The 19,932-nt window shown below is 69.5% G+C and carries 20 protein-coding genes and 2 tRNA genes; 5 read left to right on the forward strand and 17 right to left on the reverse strand.

Annotated elements, in window-relative coordinates; all coding sequences use genetic code 11:
* Positions 1–41 precede the first annotated feature (41 nt).
* Both B2W79_RS16060 and tdh read right to left on the reverse strand, forming a co-directional pair.
* Entirely contained in the window at positions 42–1,220 is a 1,179-nt protein-coding gene (locus B2W79_RS16060) for a glycine C-acetyltransferase (RefSeq protein ID WP_071329572.1), read from the reverse strand.
* The gene (tdh, locus tag B2W79_RS16065) at positions 1,220–2,263 is read right to left on the reverse strand and encodes an L-threonine 3-dehydrogenase (protein ID WP_071329573.1); all 1,044 of its coding nucleotides are present in this window, start codon (positions 2,261–2,263) and stop codon (positions 1,220–1,222) included. Before tdh ends, B2W79_RS16060 begins: the two co-directional genes overlap by 1 nt.
* Positions 2,264–2,344: 81 nt before the next feature.
* Here tdh and B2W79_RS16070 point away from each other — a divergent pair, with 81 nt between their 5' ends.
* Genes B2W79_RS16070 through B2W79_RS16080 form a run of 3 tightly spaced genes read left to right on the forward strand, consistent with a single transcriptional unit; the run spans position 2,345 to position 5,855 of the window.
* On the forward strand, positions 2,345–3,277 hold the full coding sequence (locus tag B2W79_RS16070; RefSeq protein WP_292791264.1) for a LysR family transcriptional regulator: 933 nt from the start codon (positions 2,345–2,347) through the stop codon (positions 3,275–3,277).
* 9 nt (positions 3,278–3,286) lie between these two features.
* Positions 3,287–5,338: a M3 family metallopeptidase gene (locus tag B2W79_RS16075; RefSeq protein ID WP_292791266.1), complete on the forward strand. Its 2,052-nt coding sequence runs from the start codon at positions 3,287–3,289 to the stop codon at positions 5,336–5,338.
* 19 nt (positions 5,339–5,357) lie between these two features.
* Positions 5,358–5,855: a GyrI-like domain-containing protein gene (locus B2W79_RS16080; RefSeq protein ID WP_292791269.1), complete on the forward strand. Its 498-nt coding sequence runs from the start codon at positions 5,358–5,360 to the stop codon at positions 5,853–5,855.
* 15 nt (positions 5,856–5,870) lie between these two features.
* On the opposite strand, the gene B2W79_RS16085 is transcribed toward B2W79_RS16080, so the two are convergent.
* The 11 genes from B2W79_RS16085 to B2W79_RS16135 all read right to left on the reverse strand — a co-directional run bounded on the left by B2W79_RS16085 (position 5,871) and on the right by B2W79_RS16135 (position 15,722).
* Positions 5,871–6,407, reverse strand: coding sequence for an NUDIX hydrolase (locus B2W79_RS16085; RefSeq protein WP_292791272.1), 537 nt, complete (start codon positions 6,405–6,407; stop codon positions 5,871–5,873).
* A 3-nt stretch (positions 6,408–6,410) separates the two neighbouring features.
* Complete coding sequence (gene clpX, locus B2W79_RS16090; RefSeq protein ID WP_292791275.1) at positions 6,411–7,679, reverse strand: ATP-dependent Clp protease ATP-binding subunit ClpX; 1,269 nt, start codon at positions 7,677–7,679, stop codon at positions 6,411–6,413.
* Positions 7,680–7,826: 147 nt separating this feature from the next.
* Entirely contained in the window at positions 7,827–8,678 is an 852-nt protein-coding gene (locus B2W79_RS16095; protein ID WP_071329578.1) for an aldehyde dehydrogenase family protein, read from the reverse strand.
* Positions 8,675–10,117, reverse strand: a complete 1,443-nt coding sequence (locus B2W79_RS16100; protein WP_071329579.1) for an aldehyde dehydrogenase family protein — start codon at positions 10,115–10,117, stop codon at positions 8,675–8,677. Before B2W79_RS16100 ends, B2W79_RS16095 begins: the two co-directional genes overlap by 4 nt.
* A gap of 10 nt (positions 10,118–10,127) precedes the next feature.
* Entirely contained in the window at positions 10,128–11,129 is a 1,002-nt protein-coding gene (gene deoC, locus B2W79_RS16105) for a deoxyribose-phosphate aldolase (RefSeq protein ID WP_143049305.1), read from the reverse strand.
* Positions 11,126–12,061 (reverse strand): sugar-binding transcriptional regulator, encoded by a 936-nt coding sequence (locus B2W79_RS16110; RefSeq protein ID WP_060921184.1) that lies wholly within the window; start codon positions 12,059–12,061, stop codon positions 11,126–11,128. The genes deoC and B2W79_RS16110 overlap by 4 nt, the downstream gene beginning before the upstream one ends.
* Positions 12,062–12,214: 153 nt before the next feature.
* Positions 12,215–12,856, reverse strand: coding sequence for an ATP-dependent Clp protease proteolytic subunit (locus B2W79_RS16115; RefSeq protein WP_025105017.1), 642 nt, complete (start codon positions 12,854–12,856; stop codon positions 12,215–12,217).
* A 17-nt stretch (positions 12,857–12,873) separates the two neighbouring features.
* On the reverse strand, positions 12,874–13,461 hold the full coding sequence (locus B2W79_RS16120; protein WP_025105018.1) for an ATP-dependent Clp protease proteolytic subunit: 588 nt from the start codon (positions 13,459–13,461) through the stop codon (positions 12,874–12,876).
* Between the two features lie 81 nt (positions 13,462–13,542).
* Positions 13,543–14,037, reverse strand: a complete 495-nt coding sequence (locus B2W79_RS16125) for a tetratricopeptide repeat protein (RefSeq protein WP_292791281.1) — start codon at positions 14,035–14,037, stop codon at positions 13,543–13,545.
* A 72-nt stretch (positions 14,038–14,109) separates the two neighbouring features.
* A complete protein-coding gene (gene tig, locus B2W79_RS16130) occupies positions 14,110–15,588 on the reverse strand; it encodes a trigger factor (RefSeq protein ID WP_292791284.1) in 1,479 nt (492 codons plus the stop codon).
* A 60-nt stretch (positions 15,589–15,648) separates the two neighbouring features.
* Positions 15,649–15,722: transfer RNA gene (locus B2W79_RS16135), tRNA-Pro, on the reverse strand.
* 94 nt (positions 15,723–15,816) lie between these two features.
* On the opposite strand from B2W79_RS16135, the gene B2W79_RS16140 reads away from it, so the two are divergent.
* Both B2W79_RS16140 and B2W79_RS16145 read left to right on the forward strand, forming a co-directional pair.
* Positions 15,817–15,890, forward strand: a tRNA-Gly gene (locus B2W79_RS16140).
* A gap of 71 nt (positions 15,891–15,961) precedes the next feature.
* Positions 15,962–17,191 carry a hypothetical protein gene (locus B2W79_RS16145; protein WP_292791287.1) on the forward strand — a complete coding sequence of 410 codons (1,230 nt, stop codon included), beginning with the start codon at positions 15,962–15,964 and terminating at the stop codon, positions 17,189–17,191.
* 56 nt (positions 17,192–17,247) lie between these two features.
* On the opposite strand, the gene B2W79_RS16150 is transcribed toward B2W79_RS16145, so the two are convergent.
* The 4 genes from B2W79_RS16150 to B2W79_RS16165 all read right to left on the reverse strand — a co-directional run bounded on the left by B2W79_RS16150 (position 17,248) and on the right by B2W79_RS16165 (position 19,926).
* Positions 17,248–17,601 carry an RNA polymerase-binding protein RbpA gene (locus tag B2W79_RS16150; RefSeq protein WP_025105022.1) on the reverse strand — a complete coding sequence of 118 codons (354 nt, stop codon included), beginning with the start codon at positions 17,599–17,601 and terminating at the stop codon, positions 17,248–17,250.
* Positions 17,601–17,849 carry a preprotein translocase subunit SecG gene (secG, locus tag B2W79_RS16155; RefSeq protein WP_025105023.1) on the reverse strand — a complete coding sequence of 83 codons (249 nt, stop codon included), beginning with the start codon at positions 17,847–17,849 and terminating at the stop codon, positions 17,601–17,603. Before secG ends, B2W79_RS16150 begins: the two co-directional genes overlap by 1 nt.
* Before the next feature lie 80 nt (positions 17,850–17,929).
* Entirely contained in the window at positions 17,930–18,721 is a 792-nt protein-coding gene (gene tpiA / locus B2W79_RS16160; protein ID WP_071329583.1) for a triose-phosphate isomerase, read from the reverse strand.
* A complete protein-coding gene (locus B2W79_RS16165; protein WP_292791290.1) occupies positions 18,712–19,926 on the reverse strand; it encodes a phosphoglycerate kinase in 1,215 nt (404 codons plus the stop codon). Before B2W79_RS16165 ends, tpiA begins: the two co-directional genes overlap by 10 nt.
* Positions 19,927–19,932 lie beyond the last annotated feature (6 nt).

The raw sequence follows: 19,932 nt of genomic DNA on the forward strand, positions 1-19,932 counted from the left end.
CACTTGCAAACAACTCTTTGCAAGCATTTCTTTGCATCTGGTCAGCTCACCGTATCCCGCGCCGCGACAAAGGCCGCCACACAGCGCTCCACCTGGTCGGGGGTGTGCGCGGCGGAGAGCTGCACCCGGATACGCGCCTTGCCCCGCGGCACGACCGGGAAGCTGAACGCCGTCACGTAGACACCCTGATCCTGCATCGCCGCGGCGATCCGGGCGGTGAGGGCGGCATCGCCGAACATGACCGGCACGATCGGGTGCTCGCCCGGAAGCAGGTCGAACCCTTCCTCCGCCATCCGGGCACGGAACAGGGCCGCGTTGTCCCGCAGCCGCGCCCGGAGGTCGGCCGATCCCTCGACCAGGTCGAGCGCGGTCAGCGTTCCGGCCACGATGGCCGGAGCGAGGGTGTTCGAGAACAGGTACGGACGGGAGCGCTGACGCAGCAGCGCGACGATCTCGGCGTGCGAGGCGACGTACCCGCCGGAGGCGCCGCCCAGCGCCTTGCCGAACGTGCCGGTGTAGATGTCCACGCGATCCGCGACGCCGCACAGCTCCGGCGTTCCGCGTCCGTTGTCGCCGACGAAGCCGACCGCGTGTGAGTCGTCCACGAAGACGAGCGCGTCGTAGCGCTCCGCGAGGTCGCAGATCTCGGCCAACGGGGCGATGTAGCCGTCCATCGAGAAGACGCCGTCTGTCACGATCACGCGGAACCGGGCATCGGCAGCCGCCCGCAGCTGCTCCTCCAGATCCGCCATGTCGCGATTGCGGTACCGGAGCCGGCGCGCCTTCGACAGCCGGATCCCGTCGATGATGGACGCGTGGTTCAACTCGTCCGAGATGATCGCGTCCTCGGCGGAGAACAGCGTCTCGAAGACACCGCCGTTCGCGTCGAAGCAGGAGGAGTAGAGGATCGCGTCATCGGTGCCGAGGAAGTCCGCGAGCCGACGCTCGAGTTCGAGGTGCTGCTCCTGCGTACCGCAGATGAAGCGGACGCTCGCGAGCCCGTACCCCCACTCGTCGAGCGCCGTGCGCGCCGCAGCGAGGATCCGGGGGTCGTCGGCCAGCCCCAGGTAGTTGTTGGCGCAGAAGTTGAGCACCTCGACGCCATCGGCCGTGATCTCCGCCCGCTGCGGGCCGCGGATGCCGCGCTCGTGCTTGGTGAGCCCCGCCTCCTCGATCCCCGCCAGCTCCTGCGCCACATGGTCTTTGAAGGTCGCGTACATCACAGCTCCGTCCAGTCGAGGATGATCTTGCCCGTGCCGGCGGACTCCGCCGCCGCGAATCCGCGCTCCCAGTCGCGCGCCGGTACGACCTCGGCGATCACCCGGGCGATCGCTTCGCGCAACGTCGCACTCGTCTGCAGCATCGCCCCCATGGCGTTCCAGGTCTCGAACATCTCCCGGCCGTAGATCCCGGTGATCGTGAGCATGTGCGTGACGAGCTTGCCCCAGTCGATGTCGAACCCGGTCGACGGCAGCCCGAGCATGGCGATGCGTCCGCCGTGGTTCATGTTGTCGATCATCGCCGGGAGCGCCGACGCCGCGCCGCTCATCTCGAAGCCGATGTCGAACCCTTCACGCATGCCGAGCGCCCGCTGCGCGTCGCGGATCTCCTGGCGGGAGACGTCGACGACCTCGTCGGCTCCCATCCCGCGCGCCATCTCCAGGCGCGGCGCGCTCACGTCGGTCCCGACGATGAAGCGGGCGCCCGCATGCCGGGCGACGGCGATCGCCATCAGGCCGATCGGCCCGCACCCGGTGACGAGCACGTCCTCGCCGACGAGGGGGAAGCGGAGGGCGGTGTGCACGGCGTTGCCGAGCGGGTCGAAGATCGCGCCGAGCTCCGGGGCGACCTCGGAATGGTGGACCCACACGTTCGTCGCCGGAAGCGAGAGGTACTCGGCGAAGGCGCCGTCGCGCTGCAGCCCGAGTCCGATCGTGCGGATGCACATCTGCCGGCGTCCGGCACGGCAGTTCCGGCATGTGCCGCAGACGATGTGCCCCTCGCCGGACACCCGGTCGCCGACGGCGATGTCGTGGACGAGCGGCCCGACCTCGACGACTTCCCCGTAGAACTCGTGTCCCGGGATGAGGGGCGCGGCGATCGCGGAGGCCGCCCAGTCGTCCCAGCGACGGATGTGCAGATCGGTACCGCAGATGCCGGTGCGGAGGACACGGATGACGACCTCTCCGGGACCCGCGACGGGGTCGGGACGCTCCACGAGCGCGAGGCCCGCGCCGGGTTCCTCCTTGAACAGAGCTCTCATACTCTGATCTCATCGCATCCGTTGCTGTAGAACAATCGTCATCTTCTGCATTGTCTCTATAGCGCCGTCTAAACTATAGGAGTGGAACTCCATCAGCTCCAGATCCTCCGCGAGCTTGGAGCCTTGGGCAGCGCGACCGCCGTCGCCGAAGCGCTCCGGGTCACCCCCTCCGCGGTCTCGCAGCAGCTCGCCGCGCTGCAGCGCTCCTTCCCGGCCCCGCTCACCCGTCGCCAGGGGTGCACCCTCGTGCTGACCGCCGCCGGCGAGGTACTGGCAGCAGCCGGAGCCGAGGCCATCGATGCGATGGCGGCGGCGCGCCACGCCCTGGACGACTTCGAGGGCGCGGCGACGGGAGAGGTCAGCGTCAGCGGCTTCCACAGCGTCGGTCAAGCGCTCTTCGGCCCGCTCGTCCGCGAGCTGTCCGGGAAGGAGCACGCGCCGACCGTCCGCCTCACGGACGAGGACGTCGCGCAGAGCGAGTTCCCCGGCCTCACCGCGCGGTACGACCTCGTCCTCGCTCACCGGATGGAGCACTCCGCCCCGTGGCCGAAAGACGGCATCCGCACCGTCGGTCTCATCCGGGAACCCCTGGACGTCGCCGTCGCCACCGACCACCCTCTCGCCGATCGCCGCACTCTCTCACCGGACGATATCGCCGACGAGCAGTGGGTGACGAGCCGCGTCGGCTACTCCCCGGACGACGTGCTCCGCGCGGTCGCCGCCGTCGCCCGCCGCCCGGTGGAGGTCCGGCACCGCATCAACGACTACGGTGCGGTGTCGGCGGTGGTCGCCGCCGGGGGCGTCGTGGGGATGCTCCCCCGGTTCACCTCGCGCAGCGTCGACGATCGCGACATCGTACGCATCCCGCTCCGAGGCGTGAGCACGCACCGCATGATCGACGTCCTCGCGCGCCCGGAGAACCTGCGCCGCCGCTCCGTTCGGGTCGTCGTGGACGCCCTGCGAGAGGTGATGACCCGTCTGAGCGCGGAGCGTTCCGGGGACGGCGATGGCTAGGCTCGGAGGATGAGCGACGCCACGAACCCGCTGCTGCAGCCGTCGACCCTCCCCTTCGGGCTCCCGGACTATCGGGCCATCCGCCCGGAGCACTACCTCCCCGCCTTCCGCGCCGGGTTCGCGGAGCAGCTCGCCGAGGTCGCGAACATCACCCGCGTACGGTCGATGCCGACGTTCGAGAACACCCTCGAGGCACTGGAGAGGTCCGGCGAGCTCCTCGACCGGGTGGCGCACACGTTCTACACGGTGAGCTCCGCCGATGCCACACCGGAGATCCAGGCGATCGACGAGGAGCTCGCGCCGCTCATGGCTGCCCATCAGGATGCGATCACACTCGATGCGGCGCTCTACGCGCGCGTGGCCTCTGTGTACGAGCAACGCGACACCCTCGACCTCGATCCTGAGCAGCGCTATCTCGTGGAGCGCTACCACCGCGAGATGACGCATGCCGGCGCCGCGCTCGGCGACGAGGCGAAGGCGCAGCTCACGGTTCTGAACCAGAAGCTGTCGGTGCTCACGAATACGTTCGAGCGGAACCTGCTGAGCGATACGAACGACCTCGCCGTGGTCTTCGACTCCGCCGCCGAGCTGGAGGGCCTGAGCCCGGGTGAGCTGTCCGCCGCCGCGCGCGCCGCGGCCGACCGCGGGCTCGACGGCCGTTACCTCCTCACCCTGCCGCTGTTCACCGGCCATCCGGCGCTCGCCCGGCTCGCGGTGCGGGAATCCCGCCACCGGATCATGGCGGCGTCCCGCGCGCGCGGATCGCGGGACAACGGCAACGACAACCGCCCGGTGCTGCGCGAGATCGTGCGCCTCCGCGCCGAGCGCGCGCGCCTCCTCGGGTACCCGTCGCATGCCGCGTACATCACCGCCGACGAGACGGCGGGTTCCCCGGAGGCCGTGGAGCAGATGCTGCGCCGGCTGGCCACGCCGTCCGCGCGGAACGCCCGCGCCGAACGTGCCGCCCTCCAGGCGATCGTCGACGAGACCGAACCGGAGCCCTTCCCCGTGGCGGCCCACGACTGGGCGTTCTACACGGAGCGCGTGCGCACTGCGCGCTACGACATCGACACCGCCGCCCTGCGCCCCTGGTTCGAGGCGGAGCGCGTGCTGCAGGACGGCGTGTTCTTCGCGGCGACCCGCCTGTACGGGGTGACCTTCCACGAACGGCACGACCTCGCGGCCTACCACCCGCAGGCCCGCGTCTTCGAGGTGCGCAACGCCGACGATTCGCCGCTCGGACTCTACGTGCTCGACCTCTACACCCGCGACTCCAAGCGCGGCGGCGCCTGGATGAACGCGATCGTCAGCCAGTCCCGCCTGCGCGGCAGCGCCCCGGTCGTGGTCAACAACCTCAACGTCCCGCAGCCCGGGGACGGCGAGCCCACGCTGCTGACGCTCGACGAGGTGACGACGCTCTTCCATGAGTTCGGGCACGCGCTGCACGGCCTGTTCGCCACGGTGACCTACCCGCACTTCGCCGGGACCAACGTGTTCCGCGACTTCGTCGAGTTCCCCAGCCAGGTGAACGAGATGTGGATCCTCTGGCCCGAGGTCCTCGACCACTACGCCCGGCACCACGAGACCGGGGAACCGCTGGATCCCGCCATCGTGGAGCGGCTGCGGGAGACCGCGACCTTCGACCAGGGTCATGCGACCAGCGAGTACCTCGCCGCGGCGTGGCTGGATCAGGCGTGGCACCGGCTCTCCGCCGAGGACACGGTGGACGATGTCGCAGGCTTCGAGGCGGCCGCGCTGGCGGACATCGGGCTCGACGACCCCGCCGTTCCGACCCGGTACTCCTCCACCTACTTCGCCCACGTCTTCTCCGGGGGGTACAGCGCCGGGTACTACTCGTACATCTGGAGCGAGGTGCTCGACGCCGACGCCGTGGAGTGGTTCCGGGAGAACGGCGGCCTCACCCGCGCCACTGGGGACCGCTTCCGCGACCGGCTGCTCGGGGTCGGAGGCTCGAAGGACCCGCTGGCCGCGTACCGCGACTTCCGCGGGCGGGACGCCGAGATCGAGCCGCTCCTGAAACGCCGTGGACTGGATTCCTGAGTCGTGAGACCCTGAGCGCATGGACGCATTCCCTGACGCTCCCTTCGGCCCGACGGACAGTCTGGAGCTGGAGCCCGTTCCGCTGGCCGTCATCCGTCATGGGGGCATCCGGATCTCCGACCTCCGCGATGCCTTCGACTCCGGATACGCGGCGATCGGTGCTGCCTTCGCTGCGGGCACCCTGATTCCCGCCGGCCCGGCAGTCGCGATCTACCACGGCGATCCGATGGGCGTGTTCGATCTGGAGCTCGGCTTCCCCGTGCAGGCTCCACCCTCCGACCCGATCGCCACGGGCGACGGAACTGCCATCGTGGCGTCGGCCCTGCCGACCGGGCAGGCCGTCGCGACCACCGTCTTCGGTTCCTACGACGGCCTCGGCGCCGGCTGGGCTGGGCTGGTCGCGCGCGCCGCAGAGGCGGGGCTGCACCCGCGCGGCGTCTGGATCGAGGTCTACGTCTCGGACCCGGGTGTCGCTCCCGACGAACTCCGCACCGACCTGCTCATGCCCGTGGCCTGAGCAGGCGTTCAGCTCCTATCGCCGGAGTCGGTCCATCGCCTTGTACCAGGTGAGCTGGTGGTAGCTCTGGGTGAGGTGCTCCCCCACCCGGTCGAGAGGCAGGGACCGCACGACGATCGCCTCGTGCTCGTCCAGGGCCTGCTCAGTGACGCGCGTGCAGCCGAGAGCGAGGAAGTGATGCACTTTGTTCGTGTGCGTTCCGAAGTTCGCCCACGTCGCGCCGAGAGCCACCAGCTCATCCGCGACGCATCCGGTCTCCTCCCGGAGTTCGCGCGTCGCCGCGTCTTCCGGACTCTCCTCCGGCTCCGCTCCCCCTCCGACGGTGCCCAACGCGAGGACTCCCGCTCCGTGGCGGTACTCTTCGACCACGATCGCGTCGCCGTCGCGATCGACGGCGAGGACGGAGACCCACTCGCCGTACTCGAGGACGTAGTACGGCGCGATCCGCCGGGCCTTCTCGTCCAGGCACTCATCCGCATGCACCGTGATCCACCGATCGGCGACGAGCGTCGTCCGCGCGACGGTCGTCCATGGAACGGGGTCGGCACCCATGGATCAGGCGCTCTTGCGCTTGCGCTCCATCACGATGGTGGGCGGGGCGCCCTCGTTGACGGCCGCGCGGGTGATGATCACCTTCGCGACGTCTTCGGCAGAGGGGATCTCGAACATCACCGGACCGAGCACGTCCTCCAGGATGGCGCGGAGTCCGCGGGCCCCGGTCTTGCGCTCGACGGCGAGGTCGGCGATCGACCGCAGCGCGTCCTCCTCGAACTCCAGCTGGACGCCGTCGAGCTCGAACATGCGCTGGTACTGCTTCACGAGGGCGTTGCGCGGACCGGTGAGGATGTCGATGAGGGCGGCCTGGTCGAGCGGTGACACGTTCGTCACGACGGGCAGACGACCGATGAACTCCGGGATGAGACCGAACTTGTGGAGGTCTTCCGGGAGCACCTCGCTGAACAGGTCGAGGTCTTTGCCCTTGTCGTGCAGCGGAGCGCCGAAGCCGACACCGTGCTTGCCGACGCGCGCCGAGACGATGTCCTCCAGCCCGGCGAAGGCCCCGGCCACGATGAAGAGCACGTTCGAGGTGTCGATCTGCAGGAACTCCTGGTGCGGGTGCTTGCGGCCCCCCTGCGGCGGCACCGAGGCGACCGTGCCCTCGATGATCTTCAGCAGCGCCTGCTGCACGCCCTCACCCGACACATCGCGGGTGATCGACGGGTTCTCGGCCTTGCGGGCGATCTTGTCGACCTCGTCGATGTAGATGATGCCCTGCTCGGCGCGCTTCACGTCGTAGTCGGCGGCCTGGATGAGCTTGAGCAGGATGTTCTCGACGTCTTCGCCGACGTAGCCCGCCTCGGTCAGTGCCGTCGCGTCGGCGACGGCGAACGGCACGTTGAGGCGCTTGGCGAGCGTCTGCGCCAGGTAGGTCTTGCCGCAGCCTGTCGGGCCGATGAGCAGGATGTTGCTCTTGGCGATCTCGACCTCTTCGGCCTTCTGCTCGGCCGGCTGCAGGGTGCCGTGCGCGCGCACGCGCTTGTAGTGGTTGTAGACGGCGACGGACAGCGCGCGCTTCGCGGGTTCCTGTCCGACGACGTACTCCTCGAGGAACGTGAAGATCTCGCGGGGCTTCGGCAGCTCGAACTCGGCGACACCCTCGGCGGACGACTCCGCCATGCGCTCTTCGATGATCTCATTGCAGAGCTCGACGCACTCGTCGCAGATGTACACGCCGGGTCCGGCGATGAGCTGCTGCACCTGCTTCTGGCTCTTTCCGCAGAAAGAGCACTTGAACAGGTCAGCGCTTTCACCGATGCGGGCCATGCGCGTCCTCCTCGGGGGGATCAGGATCGTTCTTCGAGCCTAACCGCTGCATACGACACCGGGCCGCATTGGCGACGGGTCGCTCGGCGGTTCCTGCGCGAAGAGCCCCGACGCGGGCATCGCGACGGGGCTCCCCGGTGGCGGTCGTCAGACCATGCTCTTCGTGTGCCAGACCGTCTTGACCTCGGTGAAGGCGGCGATCCGCTCCGGCGAGGCGACCACGTCGCCGGGGGCGAGCACGCGCTTCAGCGTCTCCGCGGCGGCGATCTGCATGTCGACCCACTCCAGTGCGCCCGCGCCGGCGAGGTCGAGGGCGTTCACGTCCTGGTGCGAGGCGAGCCACGGCGCGATCTCCGCCGGCGAGCCGGTGAGCACGTTCACCACGCCCCCTGGCACGTCGCTGGTCGCGAGCACCTCCGCGAGACTGATCGCGGACAGCGGGTACTGCTCGCTCGCGACCACGACGACGGTGTTCCCGGCGACGAGGGCGGGGGCGACCACCGAGACCAAGCCGAGCAGCGCCGAGTCTTGCGGGGCCACGATGGCGACCACACCGGTGGGCTCTGGCACCGAGATGTTGAAGTACGGACCGGAGACGGGGTTGGCGTTGCCCGCCACCTGGGCGTACTTGTCGCACCAGCCGGCGTACCAGACCCAGAGGTCGATCGCCTCGTCGACCTGCGTCGTGGCCGCCGAGGTCGAGATGCCCTCCTGCGCCACGATCTCGTCGATGAACTGCGCGCGACGCCCTTCGAGCACCTCGGCGACCCGGTAGAGCACCTGGCCGCGGTTGTAGGCCGTCGCCCCCGACCAGCCCTTGACGGCGGCGCGCGCGGCGACGACGGCGTCGCGGGCATCCTTGCGAGAAGCCTGGGCGGCGTTGGCGAGGAAGGCACCCTTGCGGGAGACGACCTCGTAGGTGCGTCCGGACTCGCTGCGCGGGAAGGCCCCGCCGATGGCGAGCTTGTAGGTCTTCGGAACGGTCAGTCGCTTGCTCATGCTGCGGCTCCCTTGAGGTAGGCGGTGAGTCCCTGGCGACCGCCCTCGCGGCCGAACCCGGACTCCTTGTAGCCGCCGAACGGGCTCGACGGGTCGAAACGGTTGAACGTGTTCGCCCATACGACGCCCGCACGCAGCCGATCAGCGACCGCGAGGATGCGCGAGCCCTTGTCGGACCAGATGCCGGCGGAGAGACCGTACGGAGTGTTGTTGGCCTTCGCGATCGCCTCGGCGGGCGTCCGGAAGGTGAGGACCGACAGCACCGGGCCGAAGACCTCGTCACGGGCGATGCGGTGCGAAGCCTCGACGCCGGTGAAGATCGTCGGGGCGAACCAGAAGCCCTGCTCCGGGATCGCGCAGTCGGCGGTCCAGCGCTCCGCGCCCTCGGCCTCACCGATGTCGCTCAGCTCGCGGATGCGGGCGAGTTGCGCCGCAGAGTTGATCGCGCCGATGTCCGTGTTCTTGTCGAGCGGGTCACCGAGACGCAGCGTCGACAGCCGGTTCTTCAGTCGGTCGACGACCTCGTCGTGGATCGACTCCTGCACGAGCAGACGACTCCCGGCGCAGCACACGTGACCCTGGTTGAAGAAGATGCCGTTGACGATGCCCTCGACCGCCTGATCGATCGGCGCGTCGTCGAACACGATGTTCGCAGCCTTGCCGCCCAGCTCCAGCGTCAGCTTCTTGTTCGTCCCCGCCACGGCACGGGCGATGTCGCGACCGACACCCGTCGAGCCGGTGAAGGCGACCTTGTCGACGTCCGGGTGACGCACCAGGGCGGCACCGGTCGCCCCGGCTCCGGTGACGATGTTCACCACACCGGCGGGAAGATCGGCCTGCTGCAGGATCTCGGCGAAGATCAGCGCCGTCAGCGGCGTGGTCTCGGCCGGCTTGAGCACGACCGTGTTCCCGGCCGCCAGCGCGGGCGCCAGCTTCCACGCGAGCATCAGCAGCGGGAAGTTCCACGGGATGACCTGCCCGGCAACGCCCAGGGCGCGAGGGTTCGCGCCCAGACCGGCGTAGTCGAGCTTGTCGGCCCAGCCCGCGTAGTAGAAGAACCAGGACGCGACGAGCGGCACGTCCACATCACGGCTCTCCTTGATCGGCTTGCCGTTGTCGAGGCTCTCCGCGACGGCCAGCTCGCGGGCGCGCTCCTGCACGAGCCGGGCGATGCGGAACAGGTACTTGCCCCGATCGCGGCCGCTCATCCGCGACCAGACCTTGTCGTAGGCGCGACGGGCCGCGGCGACGGCGCGGTCGATGTCCGCGTCGTCGGCGGAGGCGATCTCGGCGATGTCCTTCTCCGTCGCCGGGGAGATGGTGCGGAAGGGGGCGCCGGAGCCGTCGACGAACTCGCCGTCGATGAACAGCCCGTAGCTGTCCTTGAGGTTCAGCACCGCCGTGGACTCCGGAGCCGGAGCGTATTCCAGGAATGACATGTCGGGTTTCCTAGTCGATCGTGACGTAGTCGGGGCCGGAGTAGTGGCCGGTGGTGAGCTTCTGGCGCTGCAGGAGCACGTCGTTGAGCAGGCTTGAGGCGCCGAAGCGGAACAGGTGCGGTTGGAGCCACTCCTCCCCCACGGTCTCGGCGACGGTCACCAGGTACTTGACCGCGTCCTTGGACGAGCGGATGCCGCCGGCGGGCTTCACGCCGATGCGCTCGCCCGTCCCGCGATACCAGTCGCGCACCGTCTCCAGCATGAGCAGCGTGGTCGGCAGCGTCGCCGCCGGCTGCACCTTGCCCGTCGAGGTCTTGATGAAGTCGCCGCCAGCGAGGATGCCGAGCCAGGAGGCGCGCTTGATGTTGTCGTACGTGTTCAGCTCGCCGGTCTCGAGGATCACCTTGAGCGAGGCGTACGAGCCGTCCTCACGACGGCAGGCTTCCTTGACCTGGGCGATCTGGTCGAACACCAGTCCGTAGCGCCCGGACAGGAACGCGCCGCGGTCGATGACCATGTCGATCTCGTCCGCACCGGCCGCGACCGCCTCCGCGGTGTCGGCGAGCTTGATCGCGAGGGAGGACCGGCCGCTCGGGAAGGCGGTCGCCACCGCGGCGACCGAGATGAGGCCGTCATCGGGGTCGCCGTGCAGGCTGCCGAGGGCCTCGACCGCGCCGGCGACCATGTCGCCGTAGACGCAAACCGCAGCGACGCGGGGCGTCGAGGGGTCGGCGGCGTCGGGGTTCTTCGCCTTGGCGACGAGGGAGCGCACCTTGCCGGGGGTGTCCGCGCCCTCCAGGGTGGTCAGGTCGATCAGCGTGATGATCGTGTCGAGCGCCCACGCCTTCGACGTCGTCTTGATGGAGCGGGTGCCGAGGCCGGCAGCGCGCTGCTCCAGCCCGACGGCGTCCACGCCGGGGAGGCCGTGCAGGAAGCGACGGAGGGTCGCGTCGTCCGGCTCACCGCCGAGGACGTCCACCGCCGTCCTGCGGCTGAGTTCTGTCGTCGTCACTGTTCCTCCAACAATGCTCGTGCTGTGGTCTCATCGGTCACCAGGACCCCGCACAGGCCGCTGGTCACGACCGTGCGCGCGATGTCGTGCTTGGCGGGGCCCGCCGTCACGAAGATGGCCCGCGCGGCGCCGCGCAGGCGGTCGAGCGAGACGCCGACCGTGCGGGCATCCAGCTGCGGGTCGACGATGTTGCCCTCGGCGTCGACGTAGCGCCCGAGGACGTCACCGACGGCACCGCGGCGCGCCAGCTCCTCCACATCGGCGGCGGTGAGATAGCCGTTCTCGACGTGGGCGGAGGTCGCATCGCACGGTCCGGCGGTGAACAGGAACGCCTGGGCGTCCGCGGCCTCCTCCAGCACCGCCGCGACGGTGCGGTCGCCTTCGATGGCCTGCTTCGTCTCGACGTGCTCCAGGATCGCGGGGCTCGGCAGCAGCGAGACCTGGCCGGAGGCGCGCTGGGCGATGGTCACCGCGAGTCCCGCCGCCCCGCCCGAGCGCCGGTTGAGGCTGACGCCGCCGTTGAGCTGCACGACGGTGACGCCGTTCGCCCAGCCGTCGGGCAGGGCCTCGGCCACGGCGCGGAGCGTCTTGCCCCAGCTCACGCCGAGCGTGCGCGGAACAGGGCGGAGGGCGGTCAGGAAGTCGGCCGCCGCCTGAGCGACGCGCTCCAGGGTGCCCTCGTCGCCCTCCGGCGAGGGGACGACCACGGCGTCGGTGAGCCCGAAGCGCTCCACGAGTTCGCGCTCGAGGCCGAGCCGACGGGCGCGCGGGTGGACGATCTCGATGCGGACGATGCCGCGCTGCCGCGCCTGCGTGAGGAGGCGCCCGACCTTCCAGCGGGAGATCTTCAGGAGACCACCGATCTCGTCCTGCGTCTTGTCCTCGTCGTAGTACAGCTCGGCGACCCGGACCATGAGCAGATCTTCTTCCACGATGCCCTCCTTCCTCCTCCAGGGTAAGCCGGATTCAGCGTTCGCGCACCCACCTGCTCATATGCGCACTCGCGCTATCCTCCCGCGCGCATCCGCCGGAGACGCGAAGAGGACGCCCGTCGACCGACGGGCGTCCTCTTCTGCGGATGCGGACTACGCGCGCTTGCGCGAGGTGAGCACCTGGTCGACGATGCCGTACTCCAGCGCCTCGTTGGCCGAGAGGATCTTGTCGCGATCGATGTCGCGATTGACCTGCTCGACCGGCTTGCCGGTGTGACGGGCCATGGTCTCCTCCAGCCAGGTGCGCATGCGGAGGATCTCCGCCGCCTGGATCTCGATGTCGGAGGCCTGACCGTGTCCGGCCTCCCCCATCGCCGGCTGGTGCATCAGCACGCGGGCGTTCGGCAGCGCGAGACGCTTGCCGGGGGCACCCGCCGCGAGCAGCACGGAGGCGGCCGAGGCCGCCTGGCCGAGCACGACGGTCTGGATCTGCGGCGCGACGTACTGCATCGTGTCGTAGATCGCCGTCATCGCGGTGAAGGAGCCACCGGGCGAGTTGATGTACATGGTGATGTCGCGCTCGGAGTCCTGGCTCTCCAGGACGAGGAGCTGCGCCATGACGTCGTCCGCCGACGCGTCGTCGACCTGCACGCCGAGGAAGATCACGCGGTCTTCGAACAACTTGTTGTACGGGTCCTGGCGCTTGAAGCCGTAGGCGGTTCGCTCCTCGAACTGCGGCAGCACATAACGGCTGGAAGGCAGGTTTCCGGCGGACTGGAACGTGGGTGTGTACATGGTGTCCTCTCGAATCCTTACTCGACGCCCGTGCCGCCGCCGCCGGTGACGTCGCTGGCGTGCTCGCGGATGTGGTCGACGAAGCCGTACTCGAGGGCCTCCTCCGCCGTGAACCAGCGGTCGCGGTCGCCGTCGGCGTTGATCTGCTCGACGGGCTTGCCGGTCTGCGAGGCGGTGATCTCGGCGAGGCGCTTCTTCATCGACAGGATGAGCTGCGCCTGGGTCTGGATGTCGCTCGCGGTGCCGCCGAAGCCGCCGTGCGGCTGGTGCAGCAGCACGCGGGCGTTCGGCGTGATGTAGCGCTTGCCCTTGGTGCCGCTGGTCAGCAGCAGCTGTCCCATGGACGCGGCCATGCCGATGCCGACGGTGACGATGTCGTTCGGCACGAACTGCATCGTGTCGTAGATCGCCATGCCCGCGGTGATCGACCCGCCGGGCGAGTTGATGTAGAGGTAGATGTCCTTCTCGGAGTCTTCGGCGGCGAGAAGGAGGATCTTCGCGCAGATCTCGTTGGCGTTGTCGTCTCGCACCTCCGAGCCGAGCCAGATGATGCGGTCCTTCAGCAACCTGTCGAAGACGCTTGTCGCGACGAGGGGTTCAGCCATGTCAGCTCCTGCTTCCGTGTTTCAGTGATTCGAATCTACCGGCGCGCGCACAGCCCCTAGGTCGTGTTCGCCGTCGGCATATCAGGTGTCGCTGGCGGCGATCTCGTGCGCGTACGCCGTCATCGACCGGTGATAGCGCGGCAGGTGCGGGACGAGCGCGAGGATGGCCACCGACAGGCCCTGAGCGGGCCGGCCGGCGCTCGCGAGGATGAGGGCGTGCACCACCGCGACCGCGTCGCGATACGGCCCGTCCGCCGCCAGTTCCTCCTCGGCGCGGATCACCCGTAGCGCCTCGTCGTAGTCTCCGAGGTTGCGCAGCGAGCTCGCGAGCTGGATCACACACTGGGGGCGATGCTCCTCGTCGAGGCCAAGGGCCAGAGCGCGGCGGTACAGCTCTACGGCCTCCGCCGGGCGTCCCGCGGAATCGCGAGCACCGGCGCGCTCGAACTCGGCCCGGGCGTCGTCTGCACCCCGTTCGGCGGCGAGAGCGTCGATGCGGGCGATCGTCTCGTCGCCGACCTCCTCTCCGGAGACCTCCGCCCACACCTGCTCGATGCGATCGTCCCAGCTCGTCATCCCGTGATCCTTCCCTCGATGAGAAAGAGGGCGGATGCCGCAGCACCCGCCCTCTTCACTCGACTATGCCGATCACTCGGCGCCGTCGGCGTCCTTCTTGGCCGGAGCCTTCTTCGCCGCCGGCTTCTTGGCGGCGGGCTTCTTCTCCGCGGCGGGCTTCTCGTCCGCGTCGGCGTCCTTCTTGGCGGCCGGCTTCTTGGCGGGGGCCTTCTTCTTCGCGGCCGGCTTCTCCTCGGCCTCGGAGGCCTTCTCGCCCTCGGCCTCGGCCTCGTCGTCGGTCACGACGAAGTCGGAGAGGTCGACGGCCTTGCCGTTGGTGTCCACGACCTTGACCTTGCCCAGGGCGATCGCGAGCGCCTTGTTCCGGGCGACCTCGCCGACCAGCGCGGGGAGCTGGTTCGAGGACTGCAGCGCCTCGACGAACTCCTGCGGCGCCATGCCGTACTGCGCGGCGGACTGGATGAGGTACTGCGAGAGCTCCTCCTGCGAGACCTGCACGTCGGCCTGCTCGGCGATCGTGTCGAGCAGCACCTGCGTGCGGAACTGCTTCTCGCTGGCCTCGGTCACCTCGGCGCGGTGCACGTCGTCCTCGAGACGACCCTCGCCCTCGAGGTGGTTGTGCACCTCGTCCTCGATGAGCTGCGGCGGGACGGGGATCTCGATCTGCGCAAGCAGCGTCTCGACGAGCTTGTCGCGGGCGGCGGAGCCCTGCGTGAAGACGCCCTGCTGCTCCACGCGCTCGCGCAGGCTGTCGCGCAGCTCGGCGATCGTGTCGAACTCGCTCGCGATCTGCGCGAACTCGTCGTCGGCCTCGGGGAGCTCGCGCTCCTTGACCGCCTTGACGGTGACGGAGACCTCCGCCTCCTTGCCGGCGTGGTCGCCGCCGACGAGGGCGGAGCGGAAGGTGGTGTCCTCACCGGCGGTGAGCGACTCGATCGCGTCGTCGATGCCCTCGAGGAGCTCGCCGGAGCCGATCTCGTACGAGACGCCCTCAGCGCGGTCGATCTCGGCGCCGTCGATGGTGGCGACGAGGTCCAGCTCGACGAAGTCGCCCGTGGCCGCGGGGCGGTCGACGGGGATGAGCGTGCCGAAGCGGGCGCGCATGTTCTCCAGCTCCGCGTCGAGGGCGGCCTCGTCGGCCTCCACGGCGTCGACCTCGAGGGTGATGCCCGCGTAGTCGGGCAGTTCGATCTCCGGGCGGACGTCGACCTCGACGTCGACGAGGAGGTCGCCCGAGAAGTCCTTCTCGTTCGGCCACTGCGTGATCTCGGCCGACGGGCGGCCGACGATGCGGAGCTTGTGCTCGGCGGTCGCCTCACGGAAGAACTTGTCCAGGCCCTCGTTCACGGCGTGTTCGATGACGGCGCCGCGGCCGATGCGCTGGTCGATGATCGGAGCGGGCACCTTGCCCTTGCGGAAGCCGGGGATCTGGACGTCCTGCGCGATGTGCTCGTAGGCGTGCGCGATGCTGGGCTTGAGGTCGTCCGGGGTGACCGTGATGGTGAGCTTGACCCGGGTCGGGGTCAGCTTCTCGACGGTGCTGTTCGCCATGCTGGTGTGTTCTCCTTGTGGTTTCCGCGCGGAACGCGGCTGGAAGGTCGTGGGGTCGAGTCGGGGCGACAGGAGTTGAACCTGCGACCTCCCGCTCCCAAAGCGGGCGCTCTACCAAGCTGAGCTACGCCCCGGGGAATCCGCACGCAGATTCAGCCCCATCGAGTCTAACGGACAGGAGCACGCCCGACCGTCCGCTATGATCGATGGAGTCCGGACTCCGGTTCCGGGGGTGTAGCTCAATGGTAGAGTCTCAGTCTTCCAAACTGATTGCGCGGGTTCGATTCCCGTCACCCCCTCCACGTCGTCACCTCGGTCGAATACGCTGACAGGATCAGCTCCCGACCGGAAGGCCTGCCGAGATGAGCGCCTCGTGACCGTCCCTCCCCCGTCGGTGGCCGCGACCGCCTCGGGGCCGGCTCCGGGCGGGCACCGTCTCCCTCCCGTCGTCTCCTCCGCTCCCGTCCCGCCACGATCGCCGCGTGACCGGCGACGGCTCAGGGGCGTCCTCGCCGGCACCGTCGGCACGGTCGCGGTGTTGACGGGTCTCGGCATCACGCAGCTCGTCGCGAACCAGGGATACGACGAGGCCGCCAGCGGGGTCGAGGACGCCACTCGATCGGTGACCGCCCAGCAGACGGAACTCCGGCAGCGGACCGCCGATCTGATCGCGGCGACGGATGCCGGCCACGTCATCATCGACACCGGCGCGCCCGCCCTCGCCGTTCCCGAGGACCTCTGGGCGGCCCTGGACTCCGCCGTGGCGGAGGGCGAGGCCACCGGCGCCGAGGCCGAGGACGTCCTCGCGACGCGGCTCCCGGCGGACGAGACGAAACCCGGCTGGTTCTGGGACCTCTTCGCCGCGACGAGCCGTCTCGCCGAGGACCAGAGCATCCTGCGCGACGTCGCCGAGTCGATGGACAGTGCCTCCACGTCCGCCGCCGCGAGCGTGGACGCGGTCCGGACGAACGGCGTGGCCTTGCTCACCGCCGCAGCCGAGGCCGCCGGTGCCTTCGAGAGCGCGCATCCGTCGACCCGCAACGCCGCCGTGATCGCTCTGCGCGGAGCCGCCGCGGATGCTCTCGCCGTCACCGAGGTCGACGACGCGGCCGCGGCGGCCTACGTCGCCCTGCAGAAGGCGGCGACCGAGGTCGTCTCGGCGGAGAATGCGGAACTGGCGGAGAAGGCGGGACCGCTCCGCGCCGCCCGACTGGCGATCGAGGCCTTCGCCCGGTCCCTCGCCCCCGGGGTCCTGCTGGAGTTCGACTGGGCCCCCGTCGTCAACGGCGCCGGGTACAACGGCAGCATGGGCGGATACACGACCTGGTGGTGGGACACGCCGGGACGCGCAGTCATCGAGCTGTCGGACTCGGTCGCGGAGCAGTGGCCAGCGGAACGCAGCAAGGCGCTCGTCGCCCACGAGGTGGGCCACGCCATCAGCGTCAAATGTCAGGACCTGTACGACTCATCCACCCAGGACAGCATCGAGAAGTGGGCGACGGCCTGGGCGATCAGCATGGGCTTCACGGACGATGCGAACGGAGTCTGGGCCTACGGGTATCCCCCGCAGAACTACATCGACGCGGCGGCCGGCTGCCGCTGAGACGGAAGAAGCCGCCGTGGTCGCCACGGCGGCTTCTCCTCTCGCTCAGTCGGCGGTCACTGACCCCGACGCTCGCGGAGCTGGGTGAGGGCGTCCTCCAGGAGCTGGACGGCCTCCTCGTCCGTGCGACGCTCCTTCACGTAGGCCAGGTGCGTCTTGTACGGCTCGGCCTTGGCGACCGCGGGAGGGTTCTCCTTATCCCGCCCGGCCGGAAGACCCGACTGCGGGTGATCGATGATCTCCGGGATCTCCTCCTCGGGGAGACCGGCGGCGAAGTAGCGGACCGTCTCGTTGCCGAGACCGTCCCAGTACGACACCGCGATGCGGTCGGCGTGGTAGCCGTGGTCCTGCTCCCCCATGGGACCGGAACCGACACGGGTACCGCGGATCGCGTTTCCACCGGTAGCCATCAGATCACCTCGAACTTCGTGATGAGGCCGAGCGCCACGATGGCGATGAACCACGTGAGCGCCAGGACGACGGTGAAGCGGTTCAGGTTCCGCTCCGCGAGACCGGAGGAGCCGACCGCAGTGGTCATGCCGCCACCGAACATGTCGGACAGGCCGCCGCCGCGACCCTTGTGCAAGAGGATGAGGAGAGTCAGCAGGACGCTGGTGATGCCCAGCACGACCTGCAGGACGAACTCGAGAATTGCCACGGAAAGAGCCTTTCGCTGGGGCCGGAGCGCCCCCGTAACGGTCAAGTATACGGTGCAGCGGGGCCGAAGCCCCGCCGCACTCACACGCCGACGTGCTTCTCGAAGCGGATGATCGCCGCGAACTCGTCGACGACGAGGCTCGCGCCGCCGACCAGAGCGCCGTCCACGTCGGGCTCGCGCATGAAGCTGGCGATGTTCGCCGCCTTGACCGATCCGCCGTAGAGGATGCGGGTGCGGGCCGCCGCCTCGTCGCCGAGGACCTTCGCGATCACACCGCGGAGCGCCGCGCAGACGTCCTGCGCCTGCTGCGGGGTGGCCGCCTGGCCCGATCCGATGGCCCAGACGGGCTCATACGCCACGACGATGTCAGCGGACGGGGAGACGCCCTGAAGGGCGACCTCGAGCTGTCCGGCCGGAACCGCGCTGGCGCCGAACTTCTCCAGGTCCTCCGCCGTCTCGCCGACGCAGATCACCGGGGAGAGGCCGTGCTTGAGCGCAGCCTTCACCTTGCCGGCCACGATCTCGTCGGACTCGGCGTGATACTCGCGACGCTCGGAGTGTCCGATGATGACGTACTTCGCGTCGAGCTTCGCCAGGAACGCCCCGGAGATCTCGCCGGTGTACGCACCGGAGTCGTGCGCCGAGACGTCCTGCGCACCGAACGCGAACGGGATCTTGTCCGCGTCGATCAGCGTCTGCACGCTGCGGATATCGGTGAAGGGCGGGAAGACCGCCACCTCCACGGAGCCGTCCTCGTGCTTGGCGTCCTTCAGCGTCCAGTGCAGCTTCTGCACGAACGCCACCGCCTGCAGGTGATCCAGGTTCATCTTCCAGTTGCCCGCGATCAGCGGGGTACGGGAGCTCACGCCCATCCGAGGACCTCCAGCCCAGGTAGTTTCTTGCCCTCGAGGAATTCGAGGCTCGCACCGCCGCCGGTCGAGATGTGCCCGAACTGGTCGTCGGTGAATCCGAGCTGGCGGACGGCTGCGGCGGAGTCGCCGCCACCGACCACACTGAGGCCGTCGACCTCGGTCAGCGCCTGCGCGACCGCCTTGGTGCCCGCGGCGAAGGCCGGGAACTCGAACACGCCCATCGGGCCGTTCCAGAACACCGTCTTCGATCCGCGGATGACCTCGGCGAAGCGCGCCGCGGTCTCCGGTCCGATGTCGAGGCCGATGCCCGACGAGCCGAACGCCGTCTCCTCGATCGCGTCCGCGGCAGCCACCTCGTGGTCCGCGTCGGCGCCGAAGGATGCGGCGACCACCACATCGGTGGGGAGCACGAGCTCCACGCCGCGCTCCGCCGCTTCGGCGATGTACCCGCGGACGGTGTCGAGCTGGTCCTCCTCAAGGAGGCTCGACGCGACGGCATGGCCCTGCGCCTTCAGGAAGGTGAAGAGCATGCCGCCGCCGACGAGGATGCGGTCCACCCGCGGCAGCAGGTGGGAAATGACTCCGAGCTTGTCGCTCACCTTGGACCCGCCGAGCACGACCGCGTACGGCCGCTCCGGGTTCTCCGTCAAGCGGTCGAGCACGTCGAGCTCGGTCGCGATCAGGAGGCCGGCCGCCGAGGGCAGCAGCTTCGCGAGGTCGTAGACGCTCGCCTGCTTGCGGTGCACGACGCCGAAGCCGTCGGAGACGAGCACGTCGCCCAGCTCCGCGAGCTGTGCCGCGAAGGCACCGCGCTCGGCGTCGTCCTTCGAGGTCTCCCCCGGGTTGAATCGGAGGTTCTCGATCACGACGACCCGACCGTTCTCGAGGGACGCCACGGCATCCCTCGCGGCCTCACCGACCGTGTCGCCGGCGAAGGCGACCGGCGCGCCGAGCAGCTCGGACAGCCGCTGGGCGACCGGCTCGAGGCTGTACTGCGGGTCGGGGTCGCCGTCGGGACGGCCGAGGTGCGAGCAGACGACGACGCGGGCGCCCGCGTCGATGAGGGTCTTCAGGGTCGGCAGCGAGGCGCGGACACGGCCATCGTCCGTGATGACCCCGTCCCGCAGGGGGACGTTCAGATCACAACGAACGATGACGCGCTTGCCCTCGAGCGAACCCAGTGAGTCCAGGGTGCGCAGAGTCATGTGGCG

Origin of the sequence: Microbacterium sp. UBA7513, from assembly GCF_002478345.1 — a bacterium.
GTDB lineage: Bacteria > Actinomycetota > Actinomycetes > Actinomycetales > Microbacteriaceae > Microbacterium.

Excerpts from the sequence above, each read along its gene's own strand:
- tdh (WP_071329573.1), bottom strand. The coding sequence starts at position 2,263 with ATGAGAGCTCTGTTCAAGGAGGAACCCGGCGCGGGCCTCGCGCTCGTG.
- B2W79_RS16085 (WP_292791272.1), bottom strand. The coding sequence starts at position 6,407 with ATGGGTGCCGACCCCGTTCCATGGACGACCGTCGCGCGGACGACGCTC.
- tpiA (WP_071329583.1), bottom strand. The coding sequence starts at position 18,721 with ATGGGCGTGAGCTCCCGTACCCCGCTGATCGCGGGCAACTGGAAGATG.
- B2W79_RS16120 (WP_025105018.1), bottom strand. The coding sequence starts at position 13,461 with ATGGCTGAACCCCTCGTCGCGACAAGCGTCTTCGACAGGTTGCTGAAG.
- B2W79_RS16150 (WP_025105022.1), bottom strand. The coding sequence starts at position 17,601 with ATGGCTACCGGTGGAAACGCGATCCGCGGTACCCGTGTCGGTTCCGGT.
- B2W79_RS16100 (WP_071329579.1), bottom strand. The coding sequence starts at position 10,117 with ATGTCATTCCTGGAATACGCTCCGGCTCCGGAGTCCACGGCGGTGCTG.
- B2W79_RS16080 (WP_292791269.1), top strand. The coding sequence starts at position 5,358 with ATGGACGCATTCCCTGACGCTCCCTTCGGCCCGACGGACAGTCTGGAG.
- B2W79_RS16115 (WP_025105017.1), bottom strand. The coding sequence starts at position 12,856 with ATGTACACACCCACGTTCCAGTCCGCCGGAAACCTGCCTTCCAGCCGT.
- B2W79_RS16075 (WP_292791266.1), top strand. The coding sequence starts at position 3,287 with ATGAGCGACGCCACGAACCCGCTGCTGCAGCCGTCGACCCTCCCCTTC.
- B2W79_RS16165 (WP_292791290.1), bottom strand. The coding sequence starts at position 19,926 with ATGACTCTGCGCACCCTGGACTCACTGGGTTCGCTCGAGGGCAAGCGC.
- clpX (WP_292791275.1), bottom strand. The coding sequence starts at position 7,679 with ATGGCCCGCATCGGTGAAAGCGCTGACCTGTTCAAGTGCTCTTTCTGC.
- B2W79_RS16060 (WP_071329572.1), bottom strand. The coding sequence starts at position 1,220 with ATGTACGCGACCTTCAAAGACCATGTGGCGCAGGAGCTGGCGGGGATC.
- B2W79_RS16125 (WP_292791281.1), bottom strand. The coding sequence starts at position 14,037 with ATGACGAGCTGGGACGATCGCATCGAGCAGGTGTGGGCGGAGGTCTCC.
- tig (WP_292791284.1), bottom strand. The coding sequence starts at position 15,588 with ATGGCGAACAGCACCGTCGAGAAGCTGACCCCGACCCGGGTCAAGCTC.
- B2W79_RS16095 (WP_071329578.1), bottom strand. The coding sequence starts at position 8,678 with ATGAGCAAGCGACTGACCGTTCCGAAGACCTACAAGCTCGCCATCGGC.